The organism is Arthrobacter sp. ISL-5 (assembly GCF_018613835.1).
GTDB lineage: Bacteria > Actinomycetota > Actinomycetes > Actinomycetales > Micrococcaceae > Arthrobacter.
In genome coordinates this window covers 95,054-115,836 of sequence record NZ_JAGGPM010000024.1, presented here as the reverse complement: position 1 = coordinate 115,836, position 20,783 = coordinate 95,054, and the positions used below count along the sequence as shown (strand labels likewise).

Sequence of the window (20,783 nt, the reverse complement as noted above, 5' to 3'; positions counted from 1 at the left end):
CTCATGCGCTGTGGTTGATCATGACGTGCTTGGTGCGGGAGTAGTCGTCCAAGGCGTACAGCGAGAGGTCGCGCCCGTAGCCGGATCCCTTGAATCCGCCCCACGGTACCTCGCAAGCCAACACAAGGTGCGAATTGACCCAGACGGTGCCGAAATCGAGCTGCTTCGGAACGCTCAGGGAGAGGCCCGAATCCCGGGTCCACACCGAGGCCGAAAGGCCGTAGGGGCTCTCGTTTGCCCGGGTGACGGCCTCCTCAGTGGAACTGAAGGTCTCGACCGTGACCACGGGACCAAAGATTTCCTGGGTAGCTATGGGTGCCCCGGCGGGCACGTGGCTGATTACTGTGGGCTCGATGAAGTAGCCGGGGCCTTCCAGGGCCGAACCACCGATGGCCACGTTCAGGCCAGCGGCTTTGGCCTCGGCCAGGGATTCCTGCACGCGTTCGAAGTGCGGGTGCGAAATCATGGGACCGATTTCCACGTCGTTGCCGGCCCCGGGAGCTCCTACCACCAACGTGCTGACTTCGCGCACCAGATGCTCGGTGAACTCCTCAGCCACCGACTCGTGCACGAGTACGCGGCAGGCGGCGCCACAGTCCTGACCGGCGTTCCAGAAGCCTGCATTCCGCACCCCGGCGGCGGCCGCCCGGAGGTCCGCGTCGGGAAAGACAACAACCGGAGCCTTGCCGCCGAGTTCCAGATGGACGCGTTTGACCGACTTGGCCGCGGTCTCCGCCACGGCCTGTCCGCTGACGACGCTCCCTGTCAGGGCGACGAGGGCAATGTCAGGATGGTCGGCGAGCCGCTGCCCGACGGTTCGGCCTTGTCCCGTCACGACGTTGAGAATCCCATCGGGAATGCGGCCGGCCACGAGTTCTGCGAGCTTGAGCGTGGACAGCGGCGTCTGCTCGGAAGGCTTCAGGACGATGCTGTTGCCTGCAGCCAGGATGGGCGCGATCTTCCAGGCGGCCATCAGCAGCGGGTAGTTCCACGGGGTGATGACGCCGACGACGCCCACGGGTTCCCTGAGGATGACCGAAGTGTGCCCGCTTGCGTAATCACCACCGGCCATGGAGGTCAGCGTGCGGGAAGCGCCGGCCATGAAGCGGAAAGTGTCAATGGTGCTTGAGACGTCGTCCTCCGCGACGGTTCGCGGTTTACCGGTGTTGGCTGACTCGATGATTTCAAAGGCTTCCCGGTTGGCTTCGATGATGTTGGCGATCAGGTTCAGCACCTCGGAGCGTTCCTTCGGGGTGGTGACGCCCCAGGACTTCTGGGCCGCCACCGCGGCGTCAACAGCGGAATCAACATCTGCCGCTGTGCCGGCCTGGACGGACGCGATGACCTGCTCAGTGGTGGGATCGACGACGTCGATGAGCTGGGTGGACGAACCCGGAACAAACGAGCCTCCAATGAAGTGCCCGCCGGGAGGCAGAGGGAGAGGCAGCACGCCTGCGAGGCTGTGATCGTCGGCGCTATGGTCTGCGCGGGAGCGTCGGACAGAGAACTGTTCGGTGTTGGTGAGTGTCATGATGTTTCGCCTTTGCTTTCTTCGCCGGTCGCGGCGTCGGGAGTGAATGTGGGGCGCGGGCGGATGGCCCGTGGTGGGGTGCGGGCCGTTGGCCCGCGGTGCGTCAAATCAGTTCAGTTGCGAGTTCGGGGGTCTGAAAGGGGGCGGCATCCGACTTCTTGCGGAACACGCGCGCAGCAAAGTAGTAGAGCGGGGCTACAACCACCAGTCCGACGATCCAGGAGATGTCCACGCCGCCCATCGCCGCGGCCAGCGGGCCGGTGTAGACCGCCGTTGCGGAGAACGGAACCTGAATCAGGGCGCCGGCTAGGTAAGAGCCGATGGCGATCCAGTTGAACCGTCCATACACGCCGCCGTCGCGCTTGAAGAAGTCTTCAACCCTGTAGTCGCCGTGCCGGAGAAGGTAGTAGTCCACCAGGTTGATGGCGGTCCAGGGAACCAGCACGTACATGAGGAAGGAGAGGAAGTTCGTATAGAAGAGGATGAAATTGTCGCGTGCGAACAGCGCGATCAGGACCGCCAGCGTGAAGAGGATGATCGCCGCGATGCTTCGGGTCTTGGCATGGGGCAACCAGTTGGGCTTGAACGTCTGCCCGATGGTAAGGCTGCACAGGACGCCGCAGTAGAGGTTCATGGCGTTCGACGCCGCGACGCCGAGGCAGAAGATTCCGATGATTATGAGGGTCCAGGGCTGGAGGAATGCTCCCAGGCTGCCGACGATTTCGACGTTGCCGGCATCGTTGCTCATGGACACTGCAAGGGTACCCACCAGGGCGCCCAGGACCATCGGGAAGAGTGTCCCCAGAACGCAGCCTGAGTAGGACGCCCAGAATGCCGGGGCCGAGCCGGTGCCTTGGGGCATGTAGCGGGAGTAGTCCGAAACGTAGGGAGCGTAGGCGAGCTGCCACAGGGCGGATACGGAGATGGTGCCCATGAACCCAACCCAGTTGAAGTCTCCCTGGTCCAGGAAGCTGGCTGGCAGGCCCTGGACGAAAAGGATCCAGGCGAAGGCCAGCAACAGCGCCACGCCGGCCACGAAGCTCAGAATGCGTGCATAGGCGTGAATGAGCCGGTAGCCGAAAATCGTTGCAGTGACGCTCACGATGCCGATGATAATGATGCCGGCGTCAACACTGATGCCCGGGTTGACTGCGGCCATGGCTTCGCCGCCGAAGACCAGGTTCGCGGCGAAGAACCCGACGTACATGATCACTACGATCACAACGATCAACAGCGCCCCGTAGGAACCGAACTGGCCGCGGGTCTGGATCATCTGCGCCACGCCCAGTTGCGGGCCTTGGGCGGAGTGCAGAGCCATGAAGATGCCGCCGACCACGTTTCCAATGATGATTCCCACGATTGCGGGCACAAAGTGGAGGCCGAATACCGTGGTGGCGAGGCCGCCGGTCACGATGGTCATGATCATGATGTTGGAACCGAACCATATGGTGAAGAGGTCCCGGGCTTTCCCGTGGCGTTCGTTCGCGGGGATGGGCTGGATGGTCTTGTCCTCGAGCCGGGGTACTTCGGCCGCGGCGACGGGAGTGGTCCGAGTGCTCATGATGCGCTCCAGGAGGCTGTTTGCAGTTCACGGACGGTGTTGGTTCCGGCCTTGCTGCGGTTCACCATCAAGGCGAGCAGATCGAAGACGAGGGTGGCCGCGGCGACTGTGGTGATGTCTGCGTGGTCGTAGGCCGGAGCGACCTCGACGACGTCGGCGCCCACAATGTTGATGCCGTTCAGCCCGCGGAGAAGGGCCAGGAGTTCGCGGGAGTGGAGCCCGCCCATCTCAGGGGTGCCGGTGCCCGGTGCGTAGGCCGGGTCCAGGACGTCGATGTCGATGGAGACGTAGACGGGGCTGTCGCCGAGCCGCTCCTTGACCTGTTGGATGGCTGCCGGGACGCCGATCACGTCCAGGTCCGAGCAGCGGATGATCTGGAAGCCGAATTCGTGGTCGCGGAGGAAGTCATTGCGGTCGTAGACCGGCCCGCGGATGCCGACGTGCATGGACTTGTCTTCCACCAGGAGGCCTTCCTCGAATGCCCGCCGGAAGATGGTTCCGTGGGTGACCGGCTGGTCGAAGTAGGTGTCCCACGTGTCCAGGTGGGCGTCGAAGTGCAGCAAAGCAACGGGTCCGTGGACCGTGTTCAAGGCCCGCAGCATCGGGAGGGCGATGGTGTGGTCGCCGCCGATTGAGATGAGCTTCCTGTCCTCACTGATCAGTGGCAGCGCCTGCTCTTCAATTTCGCGGACTGCCCGTGTGATGTCGTAAGGCGTGCAGGCGATGTCGCCGGCATCCACAACCTGGGCTTCGTAGACCGGTTCAACGTCCAGTTCGGGGTGGTACCCGGGACGCAGCAGCCGGGAGGCTTCGCGGACTGCGGCAGGACCGAAACGGGCGCCGGGGCGGTAGGACGTTCCGCCGTCGAACGGTACGCCGACGATCGCAATGTCGTAGTCCGGAACGCGGTCGATTTGGGGAAGCCTGGCGAAGGTGCCGAGGCCCGCATACCGGGGGACTTTTGTTGCGTCGACGGGGCCGATGGGCTTGTGCGTTGTCATGCCGGGATCCTTCGGTAACTGTGCTGCCGGGCGGTGGCGTCGGCGGCATTTCGGTGGGGAGGTGTGGATCGCTCGCCGTTGAGCGGGAAGTAGGTAATCCAATTCTTGGTGACGCGCATCACGGCGTATAGCGGTAGATTGACTACAAATGGCCGAGTCTCTTAGACATATGTCTAATCGACTCGGGGTGGGCCGGAAACCAGGAAGTGGGGAGCACAATTCCATGGCGATCACCGTGGCCGAACTCGTGGCGGAACCCCAGCTGGGACTCACGCTGCTCGCCGGATCCGCAGGCAGCGGCAACCGGATCACATGGGCCCACACGTCTGATCTGCCGAGGCTGTGGGAATGGGTCACCGGCGGCGAGCTGATGATGACCAACGGCCTCTCCATCCCGGCCGATGCTGCCGGTCAGGCTGCGCTCGCCGAGGCGCTGGTGGATGCGGGCGCCAGTGCGCTGGCCATCGGAGAGAAGATGCACGCGCCGGAGCTGCTGCCGGAGTTCCTGGCGGCTTGTGAGAAGCTGCCGCTGCCGCTGATCAATGTGCCCTATCCGCTGCCGTTCATCGCCATCGCGCGGACCGTGGCTGAATCGTCCCTGTTGGAGGAATCGCGGCGCCTGCGCCAGACAGCCCGGATTTACGACCTTCTCCGCACTGCTGGAACATCCGAGGACCACTTGCAAGGCCTTCTTCGGGGCCTCGCGGCGGAGCTCGACGCAGATCTGTTCGTCGTGGACCGGCGCTGCCTTCATCCGTGGCACCCGGAGGGCCAGCCGCTGCCGGATTTCGTGCAGGCCGAATTGGCCGCGCTGACCGGGCGGATATCCTTGGCCGGGAAGAAGTTCCAGTGGCATCGGCTGCGGGACAGGCATGTGTTGATGATGGATATTCCCACGCACGCCAATGCGCTCCTGGTGGTGCTGCCCAAAGGCGATCCGCACCCGGACGCCGTCGTGCTTCTGCATGCGGCAACGGTGCTGGGGCTGGAACTTTCACGAAAAGTCCTGTCCCTGGAAAGCCAGCACCGACTGGCGGGCGAATTCCTGTTGCAGGCGGTCGACGGCCGGCTGGGAACGGCGGAACTGGAGAGCCGGCTCACTGCTTTTGATGTTCCGGCGCAGGATTTCCTGATGATTTCGATATCGGCCGACGACGGCGAGCGGCTGGCGAACGTCCACGTCGAACTGTGGCGTCACGGCTTTCCGGCCGCGTGCCTGCGGCGCTTCAACACACTTCATGTGGCCGTGTCGGCGGCGGTGACCGACGAGATTCTGATCCACTGCGCGGGTACCGAGGTCCGGATCGGCATCAGCTCGCCGACGTCGGCGCCCGGGATCCAGCGTGCGTTGCAGGAGTCGCTGTGGGCGCTCGGCTCGGCCAAGGGCAATGCCATGAATCTGGCCCGGTACGCCGAGGGGCCCTCGTGGCTGGGACTGACGAGCTTCGAGGAAGGGACCGCGTTGGTGGAGCGGCTGCTGGGTCCGATCTTCGCGTACGAACAGAGCCAGGAGGGGGACCTCATCGTGACTCTGCGGACCTATCTGGACACCCAAAGGTCATGGCAGAAGACAGCGGCGGCACTGTTCGCGCACCGGCAAACCGTCATCTACCGCATCCGAAAAATCAGCGAATTGACGGGCCTCGACATGACCGAAACGTCCTCGCTGGCGCAGCTTTGGTTTGCGCTTCAAATCCATGAGGCCATGCACAAGTAGGCCGCTAATTCCGGCTCGGTCCCAACACCCCCGGGTTTCCATCCGGGGGAGGGGAGCCCCGCAACGCCGCCAAGGCTTCGGCCAGGGGCATGCGCATTGCGGGGCCATGGCCGGGAAGTATCACTGAGGCGTTGATGCCGTCCAGGCGGTGAGTTGCCGCGAAGGCCGCGGCGGGGTCTGTGTGGTACATCCGGTGGAGCATCTGGGGTCCGGTTTTGCGGCTCAGTGGATGACCGCTAACAAACGAGTCGCCGACGGCGATCGCTCCTGCTTCGGGAAGAAGGAGGGAGACGTTGCCCGGGGTGTGGCCCGGAAGCAGGATCGCTTCCGGGCTGCCGGGCAGGCTCCGGAGCCTCTCGGTGTCCCAAGCCTGGGCACGGGTTGCAGGCTTCGCCTTCAGGGCTCCTGCCTTGATGACGTGGATCATCCAGCGGAAGACACGGGGGCGCCAAGCCCGGACGATGACCTGACCGAACGTGACTTGGTGCTTTTCCCTCCCTTGGACATGGGCCAGTTCTTCCGGGGCGCACAAGACCGGCGTTGCGTATGTTGTGGAGAAGTAGGCCGCAGAGCCGGTGTGGTCGACGTGACCGTGGGTGATGAGCACGGTCTGAGCGTCGGCTGGCTGCAAGCCCAGGTGGCGGATGGACTCAAGGACGAACGCTCGGTCGGCGGGGTAACCGCTGTCAATGAGCATGAACCTAGTCTCGTCGCGGACCACGATCCAGTTGGAGGCTGGTCCTTCGACGAAAACGACACCCGGTGCCTGCTCTGAAACGTTGGATGAGGGGTGCCATTCACTGGCTCGGAGGTGCACGGGTACATGCTAGCCGCCGGTCCAGTGTCACACCCACCAAAACAGACCCCACAAGGCCCAGTCTCCGAACGCGTCCCTGAAGGGACGTCGTTCCGTGCCCGCTTTTGTCCTTTCGACCGATTCCGCGTTTCAGGGGTCGGCGCAGGTGCTTCGTTTTTGGTTACCGAAGTGTGTCGCATGGCGAGATGCGCTCCGACGACCATCACGGCAAAACCGAGGACACCGACCAGGATGTTCGGAACGGGGCCCTGCAGTGCTGCGCCCAGCAGCAGGAGCAGAAAGCCAGCCACGATAGTAGCTGCCCCGGTGACGATGTGGAGGGCGGAGCGGTTACGGGCGGGCACTTGTTCCATCGCCTTGGCGAATTTGGGGTCTTCGTCCTTGAACTGCTTCTCGAGCTGCTCAATCAGATTCTGTTCGTGTGCCGAAAGGGCCATCAAAGTCTTCCGGTTCGGAGGATTTCGCGGGGTTCATCGGATGCGGACGGGGACGGCCGCCCGTAACCTTCGGGAAGCCGGAGCCAGACCTCGTTGACCGTCGGGTAGGCCGGTACGGCATGCCACAATCGGTCGACCGGCACTTCTGCGACGACCGCAATGGTCGCGGCCTGCAGCAATTCGCTCACGTCAGGACCGACGAAGGTCATGCCAAGCACGACCTTGCGTTTTTCATCGACAACCATCCGCGCGGTACCGGCGTAGCCGTCGGCCCGCACACTGGCGCCGGCGACGTGCCCAATTTCGTAGTCGACAACCCGGATGTCGTAGCCGTTCCTACGCGCTGCCGCGGCGGTGAGCCCGAACGATGCGATCTCGGGGTCGGTGAACGTGACCTGCGGCACCGCCTCATGGTCGGCCGTCGCCACATGCGTTCCCCACGGCGCATCGGATACCGCTGCTCCGGCCGCGCGGGCTGCGATGACGTCACCGGCTGCACGGGCCTGGTATTTCCCCTGGTGGGTGAGCAGGGCCCGATTCGTCACGTCCCCGGCAGCATAGAGCCAGTCGAATCCCGGAACCAGCATGGTGTCGTCAGTCTCGATCCACGCCCCGGACTTGAGCCCGACCGAATCGAGTCCGATATCTCCAGTGCGGGGTGTACGGCCGGCCGCGACGAGCACTTCCTGGGCGGAGATGGTCCTGCCGTCACCGGTCTCAAGGATGACGCCGCTTTCGTCCCGGGTGACGCGGGTGGTTTTCGTCTCGAGCATGACTTGGACACCCTGCGCACGGAGGGCTTCCGCAACTAGCTCACCAGCGAACGGCTCCATGCCTGAGAGCAGCCCGCTGCCTCAATGAGTCCGTCAATGTCGGGCAGGAGCGCAGCTGATCCGGTGGCTATGGAAACGGCGTGGCGGGCGGTAAGCACCGTGGTCGAACCGTCCATGCCCGTGACGGTGACCTCCTTTGTACCCGTCACCCGGCCGTGACCGCGCACGAGGGCAATCCCTGCGCTGTCGAGCCACTTCACCTGCCCGCTGTCGGACCAGTTGCTGGCGAAAGAGTCCCGGCGTGCCAGCACGGCCTGCACGTCGAGTTCACCGGTCACCGCCTGGGCGGCCCCGGGAACCTGCCGGGCCGCGCGCAGCACCTGGGCAGAGCGCAGCAGCGCCTTTGAGGGCATGCATGCCCAGTAGGAGCACTCGCCACCGACGAGCTCATTTTCGACAATCACGGCGGTCAGGCCGCCCTGGACGGCGCGGTCGGCGATGTTCTCGCCCACGGCACCGCCGCCGAGCACGATCAGGTCATATTCCGCTGATCCGTTGTGGGTGCTCATCGTCCGGGTGCCCGGACGTTGATTTCCTGAAGAAGCCAGCTGTTGCCGTCCGGATCGCTGAAGGAGGCAAAGGACTGGTAGTCGGCGCGTTCCGGATGCGGGCCCGCAACCCGGTACTGGTTGTCGAGGTGGAAGATGAATCCGTCCGCGAAGTGGAATACCTCGGAGACGTCGACGCCCTTTTCGACAAGGTCGGCGCGGGTCGCGAGGATGTCCGTCACGGCGAAAAGCTGGTTCTGGCTTGATCCTGGTGCGGCGCCGGTGATGCTCTTGCCGATCATGATGGATGCTTCCGAACCGGGAGGGGTCAGCTGCGCCACGCGGAAGTCTTCGCTGGCGATGTAGTCGATATCGACGCGGAATCCGAGCGATTCGTTAGAAGGCCTTGGCCCGGTCGACGTCGGAAACGGGAACGAACAGTACTTCAAGTTTCAACGGCACCAGGCGGTGCCTCTTGCCTGGGTCGGAGGTCTTAGTCGGCGGTGAGCCGGTGTCCTGCTTTGGCGAGCGTGCGTGTCATGTGCTCGGCGTACCACTGCGGCCATTGTGTGTCGTGGACGCCGCCCAGGACCTCGGCTTCGTGAACACCGTGAGCGGTCGCCGCCTGCTTAAGTGCGTCTGTCAGTATCTCGGTGGTGGACTGCGCCATTTGTGGTTCCTTCTCAGTGGGCATTGACGGTCTATGTGCTTCCGCTGCCGGGGGACGGGCGGGATTCTTGGGGAAGTGCTGAAGAATGCGGTCACCACTTCTGCGTCACCGGTTCAACTGGTAACGATAGTGACATGGTATTCCGTCACCCGTCAAGGCGGTGACTTGTACCCAACGCTCCCTCAGTGCTCTAACTTGACATTTTGGTAGTCAGCTTTTAGGCTCTAACTACTACAAACGCAAGTCAGGCAGGTCGGTCAATGTCAGTCAAACTCAATGGCGCGCTCGAGGATCGGGGCGCCTGGCGCGCGGAGAATTGCTCCATCGCCATGACCATGGAAGTCATCGGGACCCGGTCCTCGATGCTCATTCTGCGGGAGGCCCTCTACGGCACCACCCGATTCGACGACTTCGTGCGACGGACAAAAGGTACCGATGCCATAGTTTCGGCCCGGCTCAAGCAACTTACGGATATTGGCCTCTGCGAAAAGCGTCCGTACCAGGAAGAGGGCAAGCGGAGGCGCTATGAGTATGTGCTGACGCCGAAGGGTGCAGATCTCATGCCGGCGGTGTTCGCGCTTATGCAGTGGGGCAACCGGTATTTGCAGTCCGACGACGGCGGCCCGTTGCGGCTCGTGAAGCGCGGAACGGACATTCCCGTCGTTATCGGACCGCATACCGAATCCGATGCGCAGCTCGGGATCGACGATCTCGAAATTGCCGCAAACGGCAACTGGATCGAGCAGGGGCACGTCTGATCAATCAGCGCCGCGCTGCCTCCGGGGCGCCGGACCACAACGAACAAACCGCCGACAGGCCGCCGTCGCTTTGGCCGGCTGAACAGGAACCCCACATGTCATCCACTCAAACATCCGTCGACCCCCGTACGTCGCCTGCGCGCAGTCGCCCCAGGCTTCCTGCCAAGTTGGCTTTCGCGGGGAGCGCCGTCACCTTCATCAGTCTGTACCTGGCGGCGGGTGCGCCGACGCCACTGCTCGCTTTCTACCGAGAGCGGTGGGAATTTCCCGCCGCGGTACTGACTCTGGCGTTCGCCGTCTACGCGGTCGGCTTCCTCGCGGCCCTCCTGACAGTCGGTTCACTCTCTGACCATGTCGGGCGGCGACCCGTGCTGCTCGGAGCGCTCCTTGTTCAGCTCGTTTCGACTCTCATGTTCCTGGTAGCGCCCGACATTGGGTGGGTGATCGCCGCACGAGTCGTGCAGGGACTCGCCACAGGGGCTGCCACCAGTGCATTCACAGCTGCTCTGGCCGAACTCGCCCCGCCGAACCGAAAGAAATTGGGCAGCATTCTTGGCAGCGTCGGCATGACCGGCGGGCTCGCCGCCGGCGCATTGCTTGCGGGGTTCGCCATTCAGTTCACGCCCGAGGCAAACACGATCATTTTTACCGTCCTCACGATCGTGACCATCCTGGGAATCCTCGTCGTCGGGCTCTCTCCCGAGAGTGTGATCCGTACGCCCGGAGCAATACGTTCCCTGATCCCGCGCGCCTCTGTGCCGCTGGCTGCCCGAAAAGAATTCGCCGCGGCCGCCCCCGTGATAGCCACAATCTGGATGCTCGCAGGTCTTTCCCTTGGACTCGCGCCGACAATCGTACGCAACGTCTTCCACCTGAACAGCGGCCTGGTCAACGGCCTCAGCGGTTTCATTGCGCCGGCAACTGCCGCCGTCGTGGCTGTCGCCTTAGGACGGCTTAGCCCCCGGCGCGGAGTGACTCTTGGCATCTACGCGTCCATCGCCGGGACCATCGGCGTCGTGACCGGAGTGCTCGCTGGAAGCCTGGCACTCATGATCGCTGGCCTGGTCATCACGGGCATCGGCTTCGGCGCGGCCTTTTCCGGATCACTGCGCCTGATCATGCCGCTGGCCGGCCCCCAGCAGAGGGCAGGCATCGTCGCCACAATATACGTTGTCGCCTACATCGCCTTCGGCCTGCCAGTCATCATCGCTGGCCAGCTCGCCGGTCCACTTGGTCTCATACCGACGGTTGTCGGATATGGAGGCGCGACTGTCGTCCTCGCACTGCTCGGCCTCGTGGCACAGTTCCGCCGCCAGCGGGGGTGACTGAGCGTGAAGGGGAGGCGCGGCGGGTTACTTCGCGGTCGCCGAGGCGAGCTTGTCTTCCCTCTTGCGGGCGCGGTATGCGGCCGCTTTCATCTTGTTGCCGCAGGGATCCATGGCGCACCACTCCCGACGCGCCCCCCGGGACCGATCGATGTAGACCCGCGTGCACTCGTGGTTCGCGCACTCCTTGAGCAGCGGCGCATCGGATCCGCTGAGGACCTCGATGGCATGTCGTGCCACAGTTGACAGCGCCTCCATTGGGGTTGCTTCCGTTACTCGCCCGTTCGGCGTGAGCTGGGGGGTGACAGGCGGTGTGCGGGCGGTATCGTTCACGATCGAGAGGGCGTCCCCGTCGTAGCCATCCCCGGCTACTTTGGCGTGAACGAGGGAGTAGATAGCCTCTCGGATCACGAGGGCCTGCTCAAGATCGGCCGGTTCGCAGTTCGTGTCCCCGTCGACGATCCCGGATTCACGGAACCAGGAATTGAGGCTCTCAGGCGAGGAAAACATCTCCAGCGGCGTTTCGAGTCGTGAGCGCACCGTTGCGGCGAAGTCGAGGGCCGGATTGCCGCACACAAACGAATGTTTCATATCACCAGTTTGACAGGTGACGATTCCTAATGCAAAGATCGTCACCTGCTTAACAAGTAACGGCCAGATTCGGCGGTAAGTGCGTGGTTTTAGCCGTGCAGCGGACCAGTAAGCCCACGTGCCAAACGCGTCTCCGCGACCAAGCCCAACCTGCACGCTTTCGTGAAAAGAGATTCACCCAGCAGCTCTACCGGTCCAGCGCCGTCCCCGCAGCGACCCGCATAGGTGCAGCCGACACCGCCTGGAAATACTCTGGGGCCGCCAAGCTGCAGGCCCTCAGCTTCTGAGCGCCAGCCAGTCGTAATCACGGCCATCGGGGCGACCCGGCAGCTACTGTGCGATTGGAGTGGCCACGCCTGCCGATCCGACGCTCAGTCGATGACCGTAACCGTAAAGAAGCCTGTCCGACTCGTATCGGACGGGCAGGACATCGCCCTGATCTCTTCGGTGCTGAAAGTTCCTGGCCGAATGCGACCCGCTTGCCTAGCGGCTGCAGATGCGCAGGGAACTTCTCAAGCCTGACTGCTCTTTCCAAGGCGAGTCCGTAATTGCTGGGGATAATCTTCATAAGCGGCAGCGATGTCTTCAAGATCGACCATGGAAGGGAAGTCGATCACTGGTTGGTGCTCGGCGAGGAAGCGGGCAGTTTCCTCGACAACCCGTTTCCCCTCGGCCCCGGCTAGCCCAATGCTTTCAAGGTAATCGGGATCGGTTCGGAAAACGGACTCCACCGTCTGCCCTTCTGCTTCCGACCGCACGGCGTACTCGTTGTCATTCACCAGTTCGATCTTGAATGTTTTGTCCATGAATGCAGGGTACGCCCGGACGCCGGCTACTTCGAGTTCGGACACAGAGTTGCCGCGCCCCTGTCTGGGGAGCGCGGCAGTCGCTTTGAGCTGCTCAAAATGGGTCAGGAAGAGGGTGTTGACGCTGTCAACAGATTGAGCTTCGGATCGGCACTTGGCTGTGCCTGGCGCCGCGGTGGCCTGTTCGGTTGTGTGGTCGGCAGCCAGCTGCGTCGCGATGTCCTTGCCCTCCTCCAGGAGGCGGGTGACAGCAGCGAGCTGGCGTCGCCAACTGCGCCCGGCAGGCCGGAGAGACCGGAGCAGTTGACCGGAGTTAGCACTGCTCCAATTCCCACCACCGCGGGCCCTGGAGGAATGGCTCCGGGGCTCGTGCCGGTCCTACCGGAAGATGTTGTAGGGCTCCAGCCCGTGCCGACGATGGTCCGGGCACCCCAGTCGCCCTTGCTGAAGGGGTAGTGGGCCAGCCGGCCGTCGCTGAGCCGGCTCATGAGCCCGGAGCTTCCTACCGTGAATCCGGCCACCCTTGTGATGCTGTTGATGCTGTTCCACCCGGTGCCCACCGTGCGCCTGGCTTCGGAGACGAAGCCGCCGGCCCCCGTGGAGCGGTACAGCACCATGCTGCCGTCGGTGCGTTTGGACAGGAGGTCCGGCGCCCCGTCCTGGTCGAAGTCGGCCATGGTGAGGTACAGGCCGTCACAGCGGCCGGCACCGTCGTCGTCCCGCCTTCAACGTAAACGTGTCCGACGTGACCGTCGACGCATCCATCGCCTCCGAGAACCACACCGTTACCGCCACATCAGTCGCACCAGGAGCCGGAGACGTACCCGTCACCATCGGAGGAGACGTACCGGCAAAATCGGAGCCGTCGTATCACCACCACCACCGCCGCCCCCGCTGGGGTCGTAAAAGTGCCAGTACCGGCTTGTGGCGTTCACATCGGCGAGCACCAGCAGACCGCTGTTGGCCGTGCCCCGCGCCGCACTGTTGAGGTTCTGCTTCGTCGACGTCACGTTGTGGACATACTGGTCGGCGTCGACGATACGAGCCGTCTTCGCGGTGGTGAAGCTGATGTTGTCCAGCGGCGAGGACTTCTCGTAGATCGCACCCCCCGAGCTAGTGCAGGCACCAGCGTTCGTCGTGCCACTGGGCTTCGGATAGCTAGCGAAGGTACGCAGCCTCTGCGTGCTCTCATCAATCAGGACGATCACCCGGTTCGGGCACTCCGACACAGTGGCGATCGTGTGCGCCGACCACGTCGTGCCACTCAATGCCAACAGCTGGATCAGCGGCTGAGACGCCGAGGTGAACGACGTCTTAACAGCGGCGAAAACCCGACCACCCGAGGAGTCCAGCCACTTCAAGTTCATGTGGTCATCACCGCTGCGCTGCCCCGACACCGCCGCCACAGGAGCGGTCCAGTCGGTGTTCGAAACGCCGTCGTCGTGGTAGCTCCAGTACATGCCGTCGGTGGAGTCACCGAGCTGCCGGCTCCACATCACACCGATCTTGCCGGGTCCGAACGCGATCACAGCCGCCGTGTCGTCCACAGACACGTTGCTCAACGACGCAGGAAGCGGGAACGGCGTCCCCCACGTCTTGCCATCCGTGCCCGTGACGTTCAGATAGATCCGGTTCCCCTGCTGCCACGTGGCCCACACCCGGCCAGTGGAGTCCTTATCGATGGTCAGGGTCTCAACGCGGTAGTTGTTGATGTTTGTAGAACTCTGCAGCGAGTACGTCTTGTTACTCGAGTCGTAGCTGAAACGCCGCATCGTCGTCGGGAAGTTCGGCTCAGCCGGCAGACCGTCGTTGACGAACCGATAGCTCGCCACATACAACGTCGTCCCGTCCCACAACACGTCATGATGAGTGCTCGCCCGCGGGTCGGTCACCACACCCGTATCGACCCACGAACTCGTCGCGGCATTGAACCGGAAGATATGAAAATCCGAGCTGGCAGTGTCCCACAGGTTCCCCCACCAGGCCCCGTCGTTGAACCACAACGCACTCGTGGCCCGCTTCGTACCCGTCGGCGTCCCCGTCCCCGTATGCGACGGACCCTCAACCCCAACATCACCCTCAGCAGCCGACGCCGTAACCGGCACCACCAGAACACCCAGCGCAAGCAGCAGCGCTGTCAGCAGTGCATGGAGCCGCAGATTCCGCGACCCGCGAAGACGGAGACCAGCCGGGCGACGACCTCCCCGCCTCACGCCAAGCCAGGAAGTCCTGCGACCTCTACCACGACCGCCCAGGTGAAAAAATGTATAGCCCAGCATCGTTTCTCCCCGGGAGTTGAACGTCGGCCTGTATAGGGTTGGTCACTAGCCTCCCCACTCATTAGAGTTGTTTGCCTATGCCAGTCCCGAACGCTGCTGCGGTCCTGGCAACTTGCGTGCACTCCCTATCGGCACATGTTCGACTGAACAACTTGTAAAAAGCCTAGGATTTCGTGAACCGGCCCCAGTTTTAGGGGTTTAAGAATCCTAGGATGGCAGACCGGAAGGTCGCACGGCAGGAAGACCAAGACTCAATCCTCAATGAACACCTCAGCACCTGACGGGAACGTTGAGCCGGACAGCGAAGCAACGCCTAACTACGTCCCGTCCTATTAGACCAGGACATCGATCGTGTCGGTGGCAGTCTTCGGAACCTGTCGGCGCAGCTGCATGGCTTCCAGGACGCGTTTTTGCGCCAGGGCGTATGCGGCTTGGTGCGGCGTCAGGCCGGCACGGTTGCTTTCGTCCAAAACCGCGGTGGTGTTGGCCCTCAGTTTCGTGGAGATCATGGTGAAGATGTCCGCCGGTTCCAGCACGAAAGGGGAGTACCTGGCCGCCATGGAGTGGGCTGCTGCCACCATGCCGCCGGCATTGGCGATGAAGTCGGGGACGACGGCGATGCCCCGTTCGTGGAGAATCCTGCGGGAGTTGGGGGACGTAGGGAGGTTGGCCCCCTCGATCACGAGTTTCACGTTTGTTGAGGCAGCGATGACGTCGTTGACGGTGTCTTCGCAAGCGGCGGGGATCAGGATGTCGGCGTCGACGGTCAGTGCGGTGTCAGCGGGCAGCACCGATCCGTAATGACGTACGCAGGCGTCCCCCGCCCCTGCGTGAAGTTTTACGAGCTTGTCGACGTCGAGACCGTTGGGGTCATGCACCGCGCCGGCCGCCGTCGAGACTGCCACGACAGCGGCTCCCAGCTCCACGAGGCGCACGGCTGCGGCCTGACCCACTGCGCCGAATCCCTGGATGGAAGCCCGCGATCCCTTAAGTGCGATGTTCCGGTTTTGGGCTGCCGCTTCCGCGGCTTCCGCGACGCCGTAACCTGTGACGCCTAGCTGGTCGTAGGGGAGTCCGCCAAGTGCCCGCGGAAGGCCCATCGATGCGCCGCGGTCCCCAAGTTCGTCGAGAAATATTGCCGCGTCCTCCTCGGCGAGGCCCATGTCGAGCCCGAAGACGTACTCGGAAGGGACCTCGTTGGACAGGGCACGGGCGAAGGCGCGCAGTATCGCTTCCTTGTTCGGGTCGTTAGGGTCCCCCAGGATGCCCGCTTTGGCGCCGCCGTGGAAGAGATCGACGGCGGCCCACTTCCAGGTCATGGTCCTGGCAAGGCGTGCCACTTCCTGGACCGTGAGGCTGGGGCTCATCCGGGTTCCGCCTTTGCCTGTTCCCCGTGCGGTGTTGTCCAGGACCAGGACGCCGCGCATGCCCGACTTTCGGTCGGAGACGACAACGATCTTTTCCGGGCCCCACTCGTCTATCAGTCCAAATACGCCGTCAGTCACTTTAGATCCATCCCTGTCTCGAAGCATTAGTAGTTCCTAACCAGCTTGCGGGCTGTATCCACGCGGGCGCCAGAGCCTCAGATGGGACTGCGGCCCACAGACAGCCCCACAGCTGCACTTCCAGGCAGCTCGTACCGCAGCATCGTGGCGATCGCGTGCTCCTCGGAGCTCGAAAAGGAAAGCGTTCGCGCGGTAAGGGATGCGCTGACCGAGGCCTTCTCGCCACTGCAGGGGCATTCGTAGTGGGTTAGCTGGCGGCGAGTTCTGCGCGCCGGTTTTGCACCCAAGGGGCGGCGACCCACCAGGCCAGCCCGGCCGGTACCAGTCCGGTTCCGACCAGCACCAGCGTTGGGAGCTTGGCCAGCAGCAGCAGCCAGGTAGCCATCACGACGACGGACACGGCTAGGGGTAAGGCCCTGCCCGGGGCCAGGGACAAGGCACTCTGCAGCCACACCCGGGGTCCGTCGTTGCTGCCGAAGGCCTTTGTTTTCAAGGCGCCTGTGGTTTGGAGAACGGCTGCGAGGACGGCGATGTAGCCGGCCACCACCACTCCGTATAGCGGCACCAGGATGCTCAGCGCCACCGTTCCCACCGGGCCGCCTGCGGCGAGCCAAAAAAGGAGTGAAGCAGCTGCAAGAACGGTGAACAGCGGGAGCAGGAGGGCCACCTTCCAGCTTCGCGCCACGGCCCATCTGAGGTTTTGCCAGTAGATCCGCCCCGGCCGCGGCCTGCCTTCCAGGAAGACATCGCCAAGGGAACGCTGGAGCGCCAGGGCGGCGGGAAGCATCGTTATCACGGGTAGTGAGGCCACCACGAACATCAGCTGAAGAAGCAGGACCTCCCCGGCTACCTCGAACTGGCCCAGCAGCCGGGCCGAGCGTGAAACGGTCTTCTTCGGCTGCATGGGCGTCCCTCGTGTCGATAGTCGTGACCTGATCCTGCACGTAGGATCATTTGATCGGAATATGATCGAATTTGCAATGTCGGTCACGACGCTGGGTTCAGCAGGGAACCACGGTGACAACGCTGCGTTCGGAAAGGAATAAACGATGCTCGCAGGAGACCGTCAACAGCTCATTCTTGAGCACCTCCGACTTTACGGACGCGTCCGCGCCACCGACATGGCCCGGGAACTCAATGTCTCGGAGATTACTGTCCGGCGGGACCTGAACGACCTGCACTCGGCCGGAATGCTGAGCCGGATCCACGGCGGCGCGGTGCGCCGCGGGCAGGAGCAGCCCGGCAGTCACGGCCAGAAAGTGGTGGGCATCATGGTGCCCAGCAGTGTGTATTACTTCAGCGAGGTGATCCGCGGGGCTGAATCGGCGGCGGAGAGCTTCGGTGTCCGGCTCGTGCTGGGTGTCTCAGGCCATGGCGCGATCGAACAGGACCGGGTCCGCCAGATGATCGATCTGGGGGTGGAAGGCCTCCTCCTCGCCACGTCGGCAGGTGACGCAGATCCTGCTGCCGCTGCGTGGCTGGACGGGCTGGGCGTTCCCGCCGTCCTGATGGAGCGGGCCTTCGGCGGCCCGGACCTGGAGCGCGAGCTGGATCATGTCCGGACGGACCACAGCTACGGGGCAGTTCTCGCGATGCGGCATCTCCACGGCCTGGGCCACCGGTCCATTGCAGTGGCCCTGGCCAAGACCGCCACGTCCCACTGGCTCGAGCTGGGCTGCCGCCGGGCGCGCGACCAGCTTCAGTTGAAGGACCAGCCCGAGATCGTGGAACTGGGCCGCGTATCCGAAGACGCGGCTCCGGTTGCACTGGGACAGCTCCTGGACCGCAGCCGTGCCGAGGGCACGAAGGCATTCTTCGTTCACAACGACACGGCCGCGACCGCGCTCGTGGACCTTGCCTTCCAGCGAGGACTCCGGATACCGGAGGACATCGCCGTCGTCGCCTATGACGACGTGACCGCAGCGTTGGCGCCCGTCCCTCTCACCGCCGTCGCTCCGCCGAAGCACGCAGTGGGCTCCCGGGCATTGGAGCAACTGATGCGCCGGATCGGCTACGGCTCTGCCGTTCCGGGCCCCGTGTCGCACCAGTCCCTGCTTCCGTCGCTGCAAATCCGCGAGTCGTGCGGGGCAAAACTGCAGGCTTCCTGACCGATAATGTTCGACCAATCACAGAACGGTTGAAAGTGCTTTGCTTTGCGCCTAGGTTCATGGAAGGCGCTTGCCAAGTGCGGCGCATCACAGTCAAAGGAGACGACTCATGAAGAAGAACGCCTTAACGGTTCTGGCGATGTCCGCCGGCCTCGCGCTCACCTTGGGAGCCTGCGGATCAAGCAGCGCGGCAGACTCATCCGGAGGTGACCCGGCCACCGCAACCGGCTCGCTGCGCGTGATGATTCCAACCTATCCGCTCTCCAACGAGGGCAAGGCGGAATTCCAGAAGGTCGTTGACGACTTCAACAAGACCTACCCGAAAATGACGATCGAACCGGACTTCGTCACCTACGACAACATGAACGAGAAGATTTCCACGTCCATCGCCAGTGGCTCGGGCTACGACGTGCTGGTTACCGGCATCGGCTGGATCCAACCTTTCGCCGCCAAGAAAGTCTTCAAGGACCTCGCCGAAGTGGGAGTCACGAGGGAGGACGTCAGCACCAACACCGTGGAAGCGATGCTCCCGGCCGTCACGCACGATAACAAGGTTTACGGCTACCCGCTGATCGCCGACGCCCGCGCCGTCGCCTTCCGCAAGAGCGCCTTCATCGAAGCCGGCCTGGATCCGGAAAAACCGCCCACAACCATGGCCCAGCTCAAGGCCGCGGCTGAGAAGCTGACCAAGCGCGATGCCGCCGGCACCATCACCCGCCCGGGCTTCGACTTCTGGGCGGCCTCCGGCGCCTACCGCCAGGTGTTCACCACCTTCCTTGCCTCCACCGGCACTCCACTGTTCAAGGACGGCAAGCCGAACTTCAACAACGAAGAGGGCGTTGAGACGCTCGAATGGATGAAGAGCATGGTCAACAACGTCCAGTCCTTTGGCCAGCAGAACTCGGCCAAGAAGCCACTCGTCTACACGAACGAGGCGCCGATGGGCATGGTGGGCGGCGCCGTGGACTGCAGCGAGAAGGGCATCGGCCAGGCCAACTGTGATGACCTGAGCTTCTTCCTGCTGGACAACGGCGCCAAGGCCGAGTTCGTTGGCGGCGACATCGCCTCGATCGGCGCTAAGACCAAGAATTCCCAGGCAGCCTGGACCTTCATCGAGTCCCTGACGAAGCCCGAGGCCAATAATGCCCAGGCCAAGCTCAACTCGAAGATCCCGGCCACCAAGACCACGGCGGAAACGGGGCAGGCCCAGTCCAACCCGCTGAGCAAGTTTGTTGCGGCCAACCTCTCGCACGCCGCCTACGAAGGCGGAGCCACGAATTGGCTGGAAGTCCGGAAGTCCTTCAACTCTGGCCTTGACGAGGTTCTGCTGGGTAAGCGAACTGCTGAGGAAGTGCTCTCGTCTCTGGCGGCGCTTTCAAAATGAGCAACCTGGCTACCAAAGCGGCGCCGTCCCGGACCGGGACGGCCACCGGCCACTCGAAGGACGGGGCCGCTACGAAGGGCACCCGTCTCGTCAAACGGCGCTCCGTCACCCACAAGCAGGTGCGGGCAGGCTGGCTGCTGCTGACGCCGGCGCTGCTGCACTCCACGATCTTCATCTCCGTGCCCACCATCGCTGCGCTGTTCCTCAGCATGACCGACTACAACTTCAGCGGTGACTGGACCTGGGTCGGCTTCGATAACTTCGTCGAACTGATGGGTGATCAGAACTTCAAAACCGCGTTCGTCAACACCGTGGTGTATGCGCTCGTGGTTGTGCCGATTTCCATGGGCCTGGCCCTGCTGATTGCGCTCGGTCTCAACCAGAAGCTACGCGGCATGGCCTTCTTCCGCACGGCTTTCTACATCCCCACCGTGACCGCCACCGTGGCTGTGGCGACGGTATGGCTGTGGATCTACAACCCGGGTGCGGGCCTGGCCAACGGCGCCCTGAGCTTCTTCGGCTTTGGCCCGCAGCCTTTCCTGAGCAGCCCCGATGCCGCCCTGCCGTCCCTCATGCTGGTGGGTATCTGGCAAGGGCTTGGCGCCAAGATGGTCATTTACTTGGCCGCCCTGCAGGGGGTTTCCAGGGAGCTGGTTGAAGCTGCGGACCTGGACGGCGCCAACAGGTGGCAGGTCTTCAAGCATGTGAAGTGGCCAGCACTGGCACCGGCACAGTTCTTCGTCCTGATCACCTCCATCGTAGGCACGTTCCAGGTGTATGACCTTGTCTATGTCATGACCAAGGGCGGCCCCGGAATCTCAACCAATGTGCTGGTGCTCGATATCTACAACGACGCCTTCCAAGGGATGCGGCTGGGGTATGCCTCCGCCGAGACGGTGATCATGATCCTCCTGATCAGCGCCTTCATCATTGTGGGCCGGAAGCTCCAGGGAGCTGATAAGAGTGAATAGT

19 protein-coding genes and 2 pseudogenes are annotated in these 20,783 nt (G+C 63.4%); 6 read left to right on the top strand and 15 right to left on the bottom strand.

Annotated features, from left to right (window positions below; translation table 11 throughout):
• Nucleotide 1: 1 nt before the first annotated feature.
• From J7I89_RS13130 to speB, 3 genes are all read right to left on the bottom strand, one after another.
• Complete coding sequence (locus J7I89_RS13130; RefSeq protein ID WP_251045282.1) at nt 2-1,531, bottom strand: aldehyde dehydrogenase family protein; 1,530 nt, start codon at nt 1,529-1,531, stop codon at nt 2-4.
• A gap of 103 nt (nt 1,532-1,634) precedes the next feature.
• A complete protein-coding gene (locus J7I89_RS13125; RefSeq protein WP_214970924.1) occupies nt 1,635-3,092 on the bottom strand; it encodes a cytosine permease in 1,458 nt (485 codons plus the stop codon).
• The gene (gene speB, locus J7I89_RS13120) at nt 3,089-4,093 is read right to left on the bottom strand and encodes an agmatinase (protein ID WP_214970922.1); all 1,005 of its coding nucleotides are present in this window, start codon (nt 4,091-4,093) and stop codon (nt 3,089-3,091) included. The genes J7I89_RS13125 and speB overlap by 4 nt, the downstream gene beginning before the upstream one ends.
• A gap of 223 nt (nt 4,094-4,316) precedes the next feature.
• Between speB and J7I89_RS13115 the strand changes: the two genes are divergently transcribed.
• Entirely contained in the window at nt 4,317-5,810 is a 1,494-nt protein-coding gene (locus J7I89_RS13115; RefSeq protein ID WP_214970919.1) for a PucR family transcriptional regulator, read from the top strand.
• Between the two features lie 4 nt (nt 5,811-5,814).
• Here the strand turns inward: J7I89_RS13115 and J7I89_RS13110 are convergent, their stop codons facing one another.
• The 5 genes and pseudogenes from J7I89_RS13110 to J7I89_RS13090 form a co-directional block, all read right to left on the bottom strand.
• The gene (locus tag J7I89_RS13110) at nt 5,815-6,627 is read right to left on the bottom strand and encodes an MBL fold metallo-hydrolase (protein WP_214970916.1); all 813 of its coding nucleotides are present in this window, start codon (nt 6,625-6,627) and stop codon (nt 5,815-5,817) included.
• Nucleotides 6,628-6,827: 200 nt separating this feature from the next.
• Nucleotides 6,828-7,064, bottom strand: a pseudogene (locus J7I89_RS25935) (DUF3040 domain-containing protein); the annotation flags it as partial.
• A pseudogene (locus J7I89_RS13100) lies at nt 7,064-8,406 on the bottom strand (NAD(P)/FAD-dependent oxidoreductase). The pseudogenes J7I89_RS25935 and J7I89_RS13100, both read right to left, overlap by 1 nt.
• Nucleotides 8,403-8,834 (bottom strand): glyoxalase, encoded by a 432-nt coding sequence (locus tag J7I89_RS13095; protein WP_308159902.1) that lies wholly within the window; start codon nt 8,832-8,834, stop codon nt 8,403-8,405. Before J7I89_RS13095 ends, J7I89_RS13100 begins: the two are co-directional and overlap by 4 nt.
• A 44-nt stretch (nt 8,835-8,878) precedes the next feature.
• The gene (locus J7I89_RS13090) at nt 8,879-9,055 is read right to left on the bottom strand and encodes a hypothetical protein (protein ID WP_214970914.1); all 177 of its coding nucleotides are present in this window, start codon (nt 9,053-9,055) and stop codon (nt 8,879-8,881) included.
• A 260-nt stretch (nt 9,056-9,315) separates the two neighbouring features.
• Here J7I89_RS13090 and J7I89_RS13085 point away from each other — a divergent pair, with 260 nt between their 5' ends.
• On the top strand, nt 9,316-9,813 hold the full coding sequence (locus J7I89_RS13085) for a helix-turn-helix domain-containing protein (protein ID WP_214970912.1): 498 nt from the start codon (nt 9,316-9,318) through the stop codon (nt 9,811-9,813).
• Nucleotides 9,814-9,908: 95 nt separating this feature from the next.
• Nucleotides 9,909-11,138: an MFS transporter gene (locus J7I89_RS13080; protein ID WP_214970909.1), complete on the top strand. Its 1,230-nt coding sequence runs from the start codon at nt 9,909-9,911 to the stop codon at nt 11,136-11,138.
• Between the two features lie 27 nt (nt 11,139-11,165).
• On the opposite strand, the gene J7I89_RS13075 is transcribed toward J7I89_RS13080, so the two are convergent.
• The 7 genes from J7I89_RS13075 to J7I89_RS13050 all read right to left on the bottom strand — a co-directional run bounded on the left by J7I89_RS13075 (nt 11,166) and on the right by J7I89_RS13050 (nt 17,223).
• The gene (locus J7I89_RS13075) at nt 11,166-11,729 is read right to left on the bottom strand and encodes an ABATE domain-containing protein (RefSeq protein WP_214970906.1); all 564 of its coding nucleotides are present in this window, start codon (nt 11,727-11,729) and stop codon (nt 11,166-11,168) included.
• Nucleotides 11,730-12,241: 512 nt separating this feature from the next.
• Entirely contained in the window at nt 12,242-12,535 is a 294-nt protein-coding gene (locus J7I89_RS13070; protein WP_214970903.1) for a hypothetical protein, read from the bottom strand.
• A 104-nt stretch (nt 12,536-12,639) separates the two neighbouring features.
• Nucleotides 12,640-13,212, bottom strand: a complete 573-nt coding sequence (locus J7I89_RS13065) for a VCBS repeat-containing protein (RefSeq protein WP_214971048.1) — start codon at nt 13,210-13,212, stop codon at nt 12,640-12,642.
• A 16-nt stretch (nt 13,213-13,228) separates the two neighbouring features.
• Entirely contained in the window at nt 13,229-13,369 is a 141-nt protein-coding gene (locus J7I89_RS25220) for an Ig-like domain-containing protein (protein ID WP_251045280.1), read from the bottom strand.
• Nucleotides 13,363-14,538: a hypothetical protein gene (locus J7I89_RS13060; RefSeq protein ID WP_251045279.1), complete on the bottom strand. Its 1,176-nt coding sequence runs from the start codon at nt 14,536-14,538 to the stop codon at nt 13,363-13,365. Before J7I89_RS13060 ends, J7I89_RS25220 begins: the two co-directional genes overlap by 7 nt.
• A 608-nt stretch (nt 14,539-15,146) precedes the next feature.
• Nucleotides 15,147-16,319 (bottom strand): Glu/Leu/Phe/Val dehydrogenase dimerization domain-containing protein, encoded by a 1,173-nt coding sequence (locus tag J7I89_RS13055; protein WP_308159900.1) that lies wholly within the window; start codon nt 16,317-16,319, stop codon nt 15,147-15,149.
• Between the two features lie 247 nt (nt 16,320-16,566).
• Complete coding sequence (locus J7I89_RS13050; protein ID WP_214970898.1) at nt 16,567-17,223, bottom strand: hypothetical protein; 657 nt, start codon at nt 17,221-17,223, stop codon at nt 16,567-16,569.
• A 145-nt stretch (nt 17,224-17,368) separates the two neighbouring features.
• On the opposite strand from J7I89_RS13050, the gene J7I89_RS13045 reads away from it, so the two are divergent.
• The 3 genes from J7I89_RS13045 to J7I89_RS13035 all read left to right on the top strand — a co-directional run bounded on the left by J7I89_RS13045 (nt 17,369) and on the right by J7I89_RS13035 (nt 20,782).
• Nucleotides 17,369-18,427, top strand: coding sequence for a substrate-binding domain-containing protein (locus tag J7I89_RS13045; protein WP_214970895.1), 1,059 nt, complete (start codon nt 17,369-17,371; stop codon nt 18,425-18,427).
• A gap of 109 nt (nt 18,428-18,536) precedes the next feature.
• Nucleotides 18,537-19,811 (top strand): extracellular solute-binding protein, encoded by a 1,275-nt coding sequence (locus J7I89_RS13040; protein WP_214970892.1) that lies wholly within the window; start codon nt 18,537-18,539, stop codon nt 19,809-19,811.
• Nucleotides 19,808-20,782 (top strand): carbohydrate ABC transporter permease, encoded by a 975-nt coding sequence (locus J7I89_RS13035; RefSeq protein ID WP_214970889.1) that lies wholly within the window; start codon nt 19,808-19,810, stop codon nt 20,780-20,782. Before J7I89_RS13040 ends, J7I89_RS13035 begins: the two co-directional genes overlap by 4 nt.
• Nucleotide 20,783 lies beyond the last annotated feature (1 nt).

Coding starts and splice junctions, on each gene's coding strand:
- J7I89_RS13080 (WP_214970909.1), top strand. CDS start 9,909: ATGTCATCCACTCAAACATCCGTCGACCCCCGTACGTCGCCTGCGCGC.
- J7I89_RS13075 (WP_214970906.1), bottom strand. CDS start 11,729: ATGAAACATTCGTTTGTGTGCGGCAATCCGGCCCTCGACTTCGCCGCA.
- J7I89_RS13045 (WP_214970895.1), top strand. CDS start 17,369: ATGCTCGCAGGAGACCGTCAACAGCTCATTCTTGAGCACCTCCGACTT.
- speB (WP_214970922.1), bottom strand. CDS start 4,093: ATGACAACGCACAAGCCCATCGGCCCCGTCGACGCAACAAAAGTCCCC.
- J7I89_RS13085 (WP_214970912.1), top strand. CDS start 9,316: ATGTCAGTCAAACTCAATGGCGCGCTCGAGGATCGGGGCGCCTGGCGC.
- J7I89_RS13115 (WP_214970919.1), top strand. CDS start 4,317: ATGGCGATCACCGTGGCCGAACTCGTGGCGGAACCCCAGCTGGGACTC.
- J7I89_RS13070 (WP_214970903.1), bottom strand. CDS start 12,535: ATGGACAAAACATTCAAGATCGAACTGGTGAATGACAACGAGTACGCC.
- J7I89_RS13050 (WP_214970898.1), bottom strand. CDS start 17,223: ATGCAGCCGAAGAAGACCGTTTCACGCTCGGCCCGGCTGCTGGGCCAG.
- J7I89_RS13035 (WP_214970889.1), top strand. CDS start 19,808: ATGAGCAACCTGGCTACCAAAGCGGCGCCGTCCCGGACCGGGACGGCC.
- J7I89_RS13130 (WP_251045282.1), bottom strand. CDS start 1,531: ATGACACTCACCAACACCGAACAGTTCTCTGTCCGACGCTCCCGCGCA.
- J7I89_RS13040 (WP_214970892.1), top strand. CDS start 18,537: ATGAAGAAGAACGCCTTAACGGTTCTGGCGATGTCCGCCGGCCTCGCG.
- J7I89_RS13065 (WP_214971048.1), bottom strand. CDS start 13,212: ATGGCCGACTTCGACCAGGACGGGGCGCCGGACCTCCTGTCCAAACGC.
- J7I89_RS25220 (WP_251045280.1), bottom strand. CDS start 13,369: ATGGTGACGGGTACGTCTCCGGCTCCTGGTGCGACTGATGTGGCGGTA.
- J7I89_RS13090 (WP_214970914.1), bottom strand. CDS start 9,055: ATGGCGCAGTCCACCACCGAGATACTGACAGACGCACTTAAGCAGGCG.
- J7I89_RS13125 (WP_214970924.1), bottom strand. CDS start 3,092: ATGAGCACTCGGACCACTCCCGTCGCCGCGGCCGAAGTACCCCGGCTC.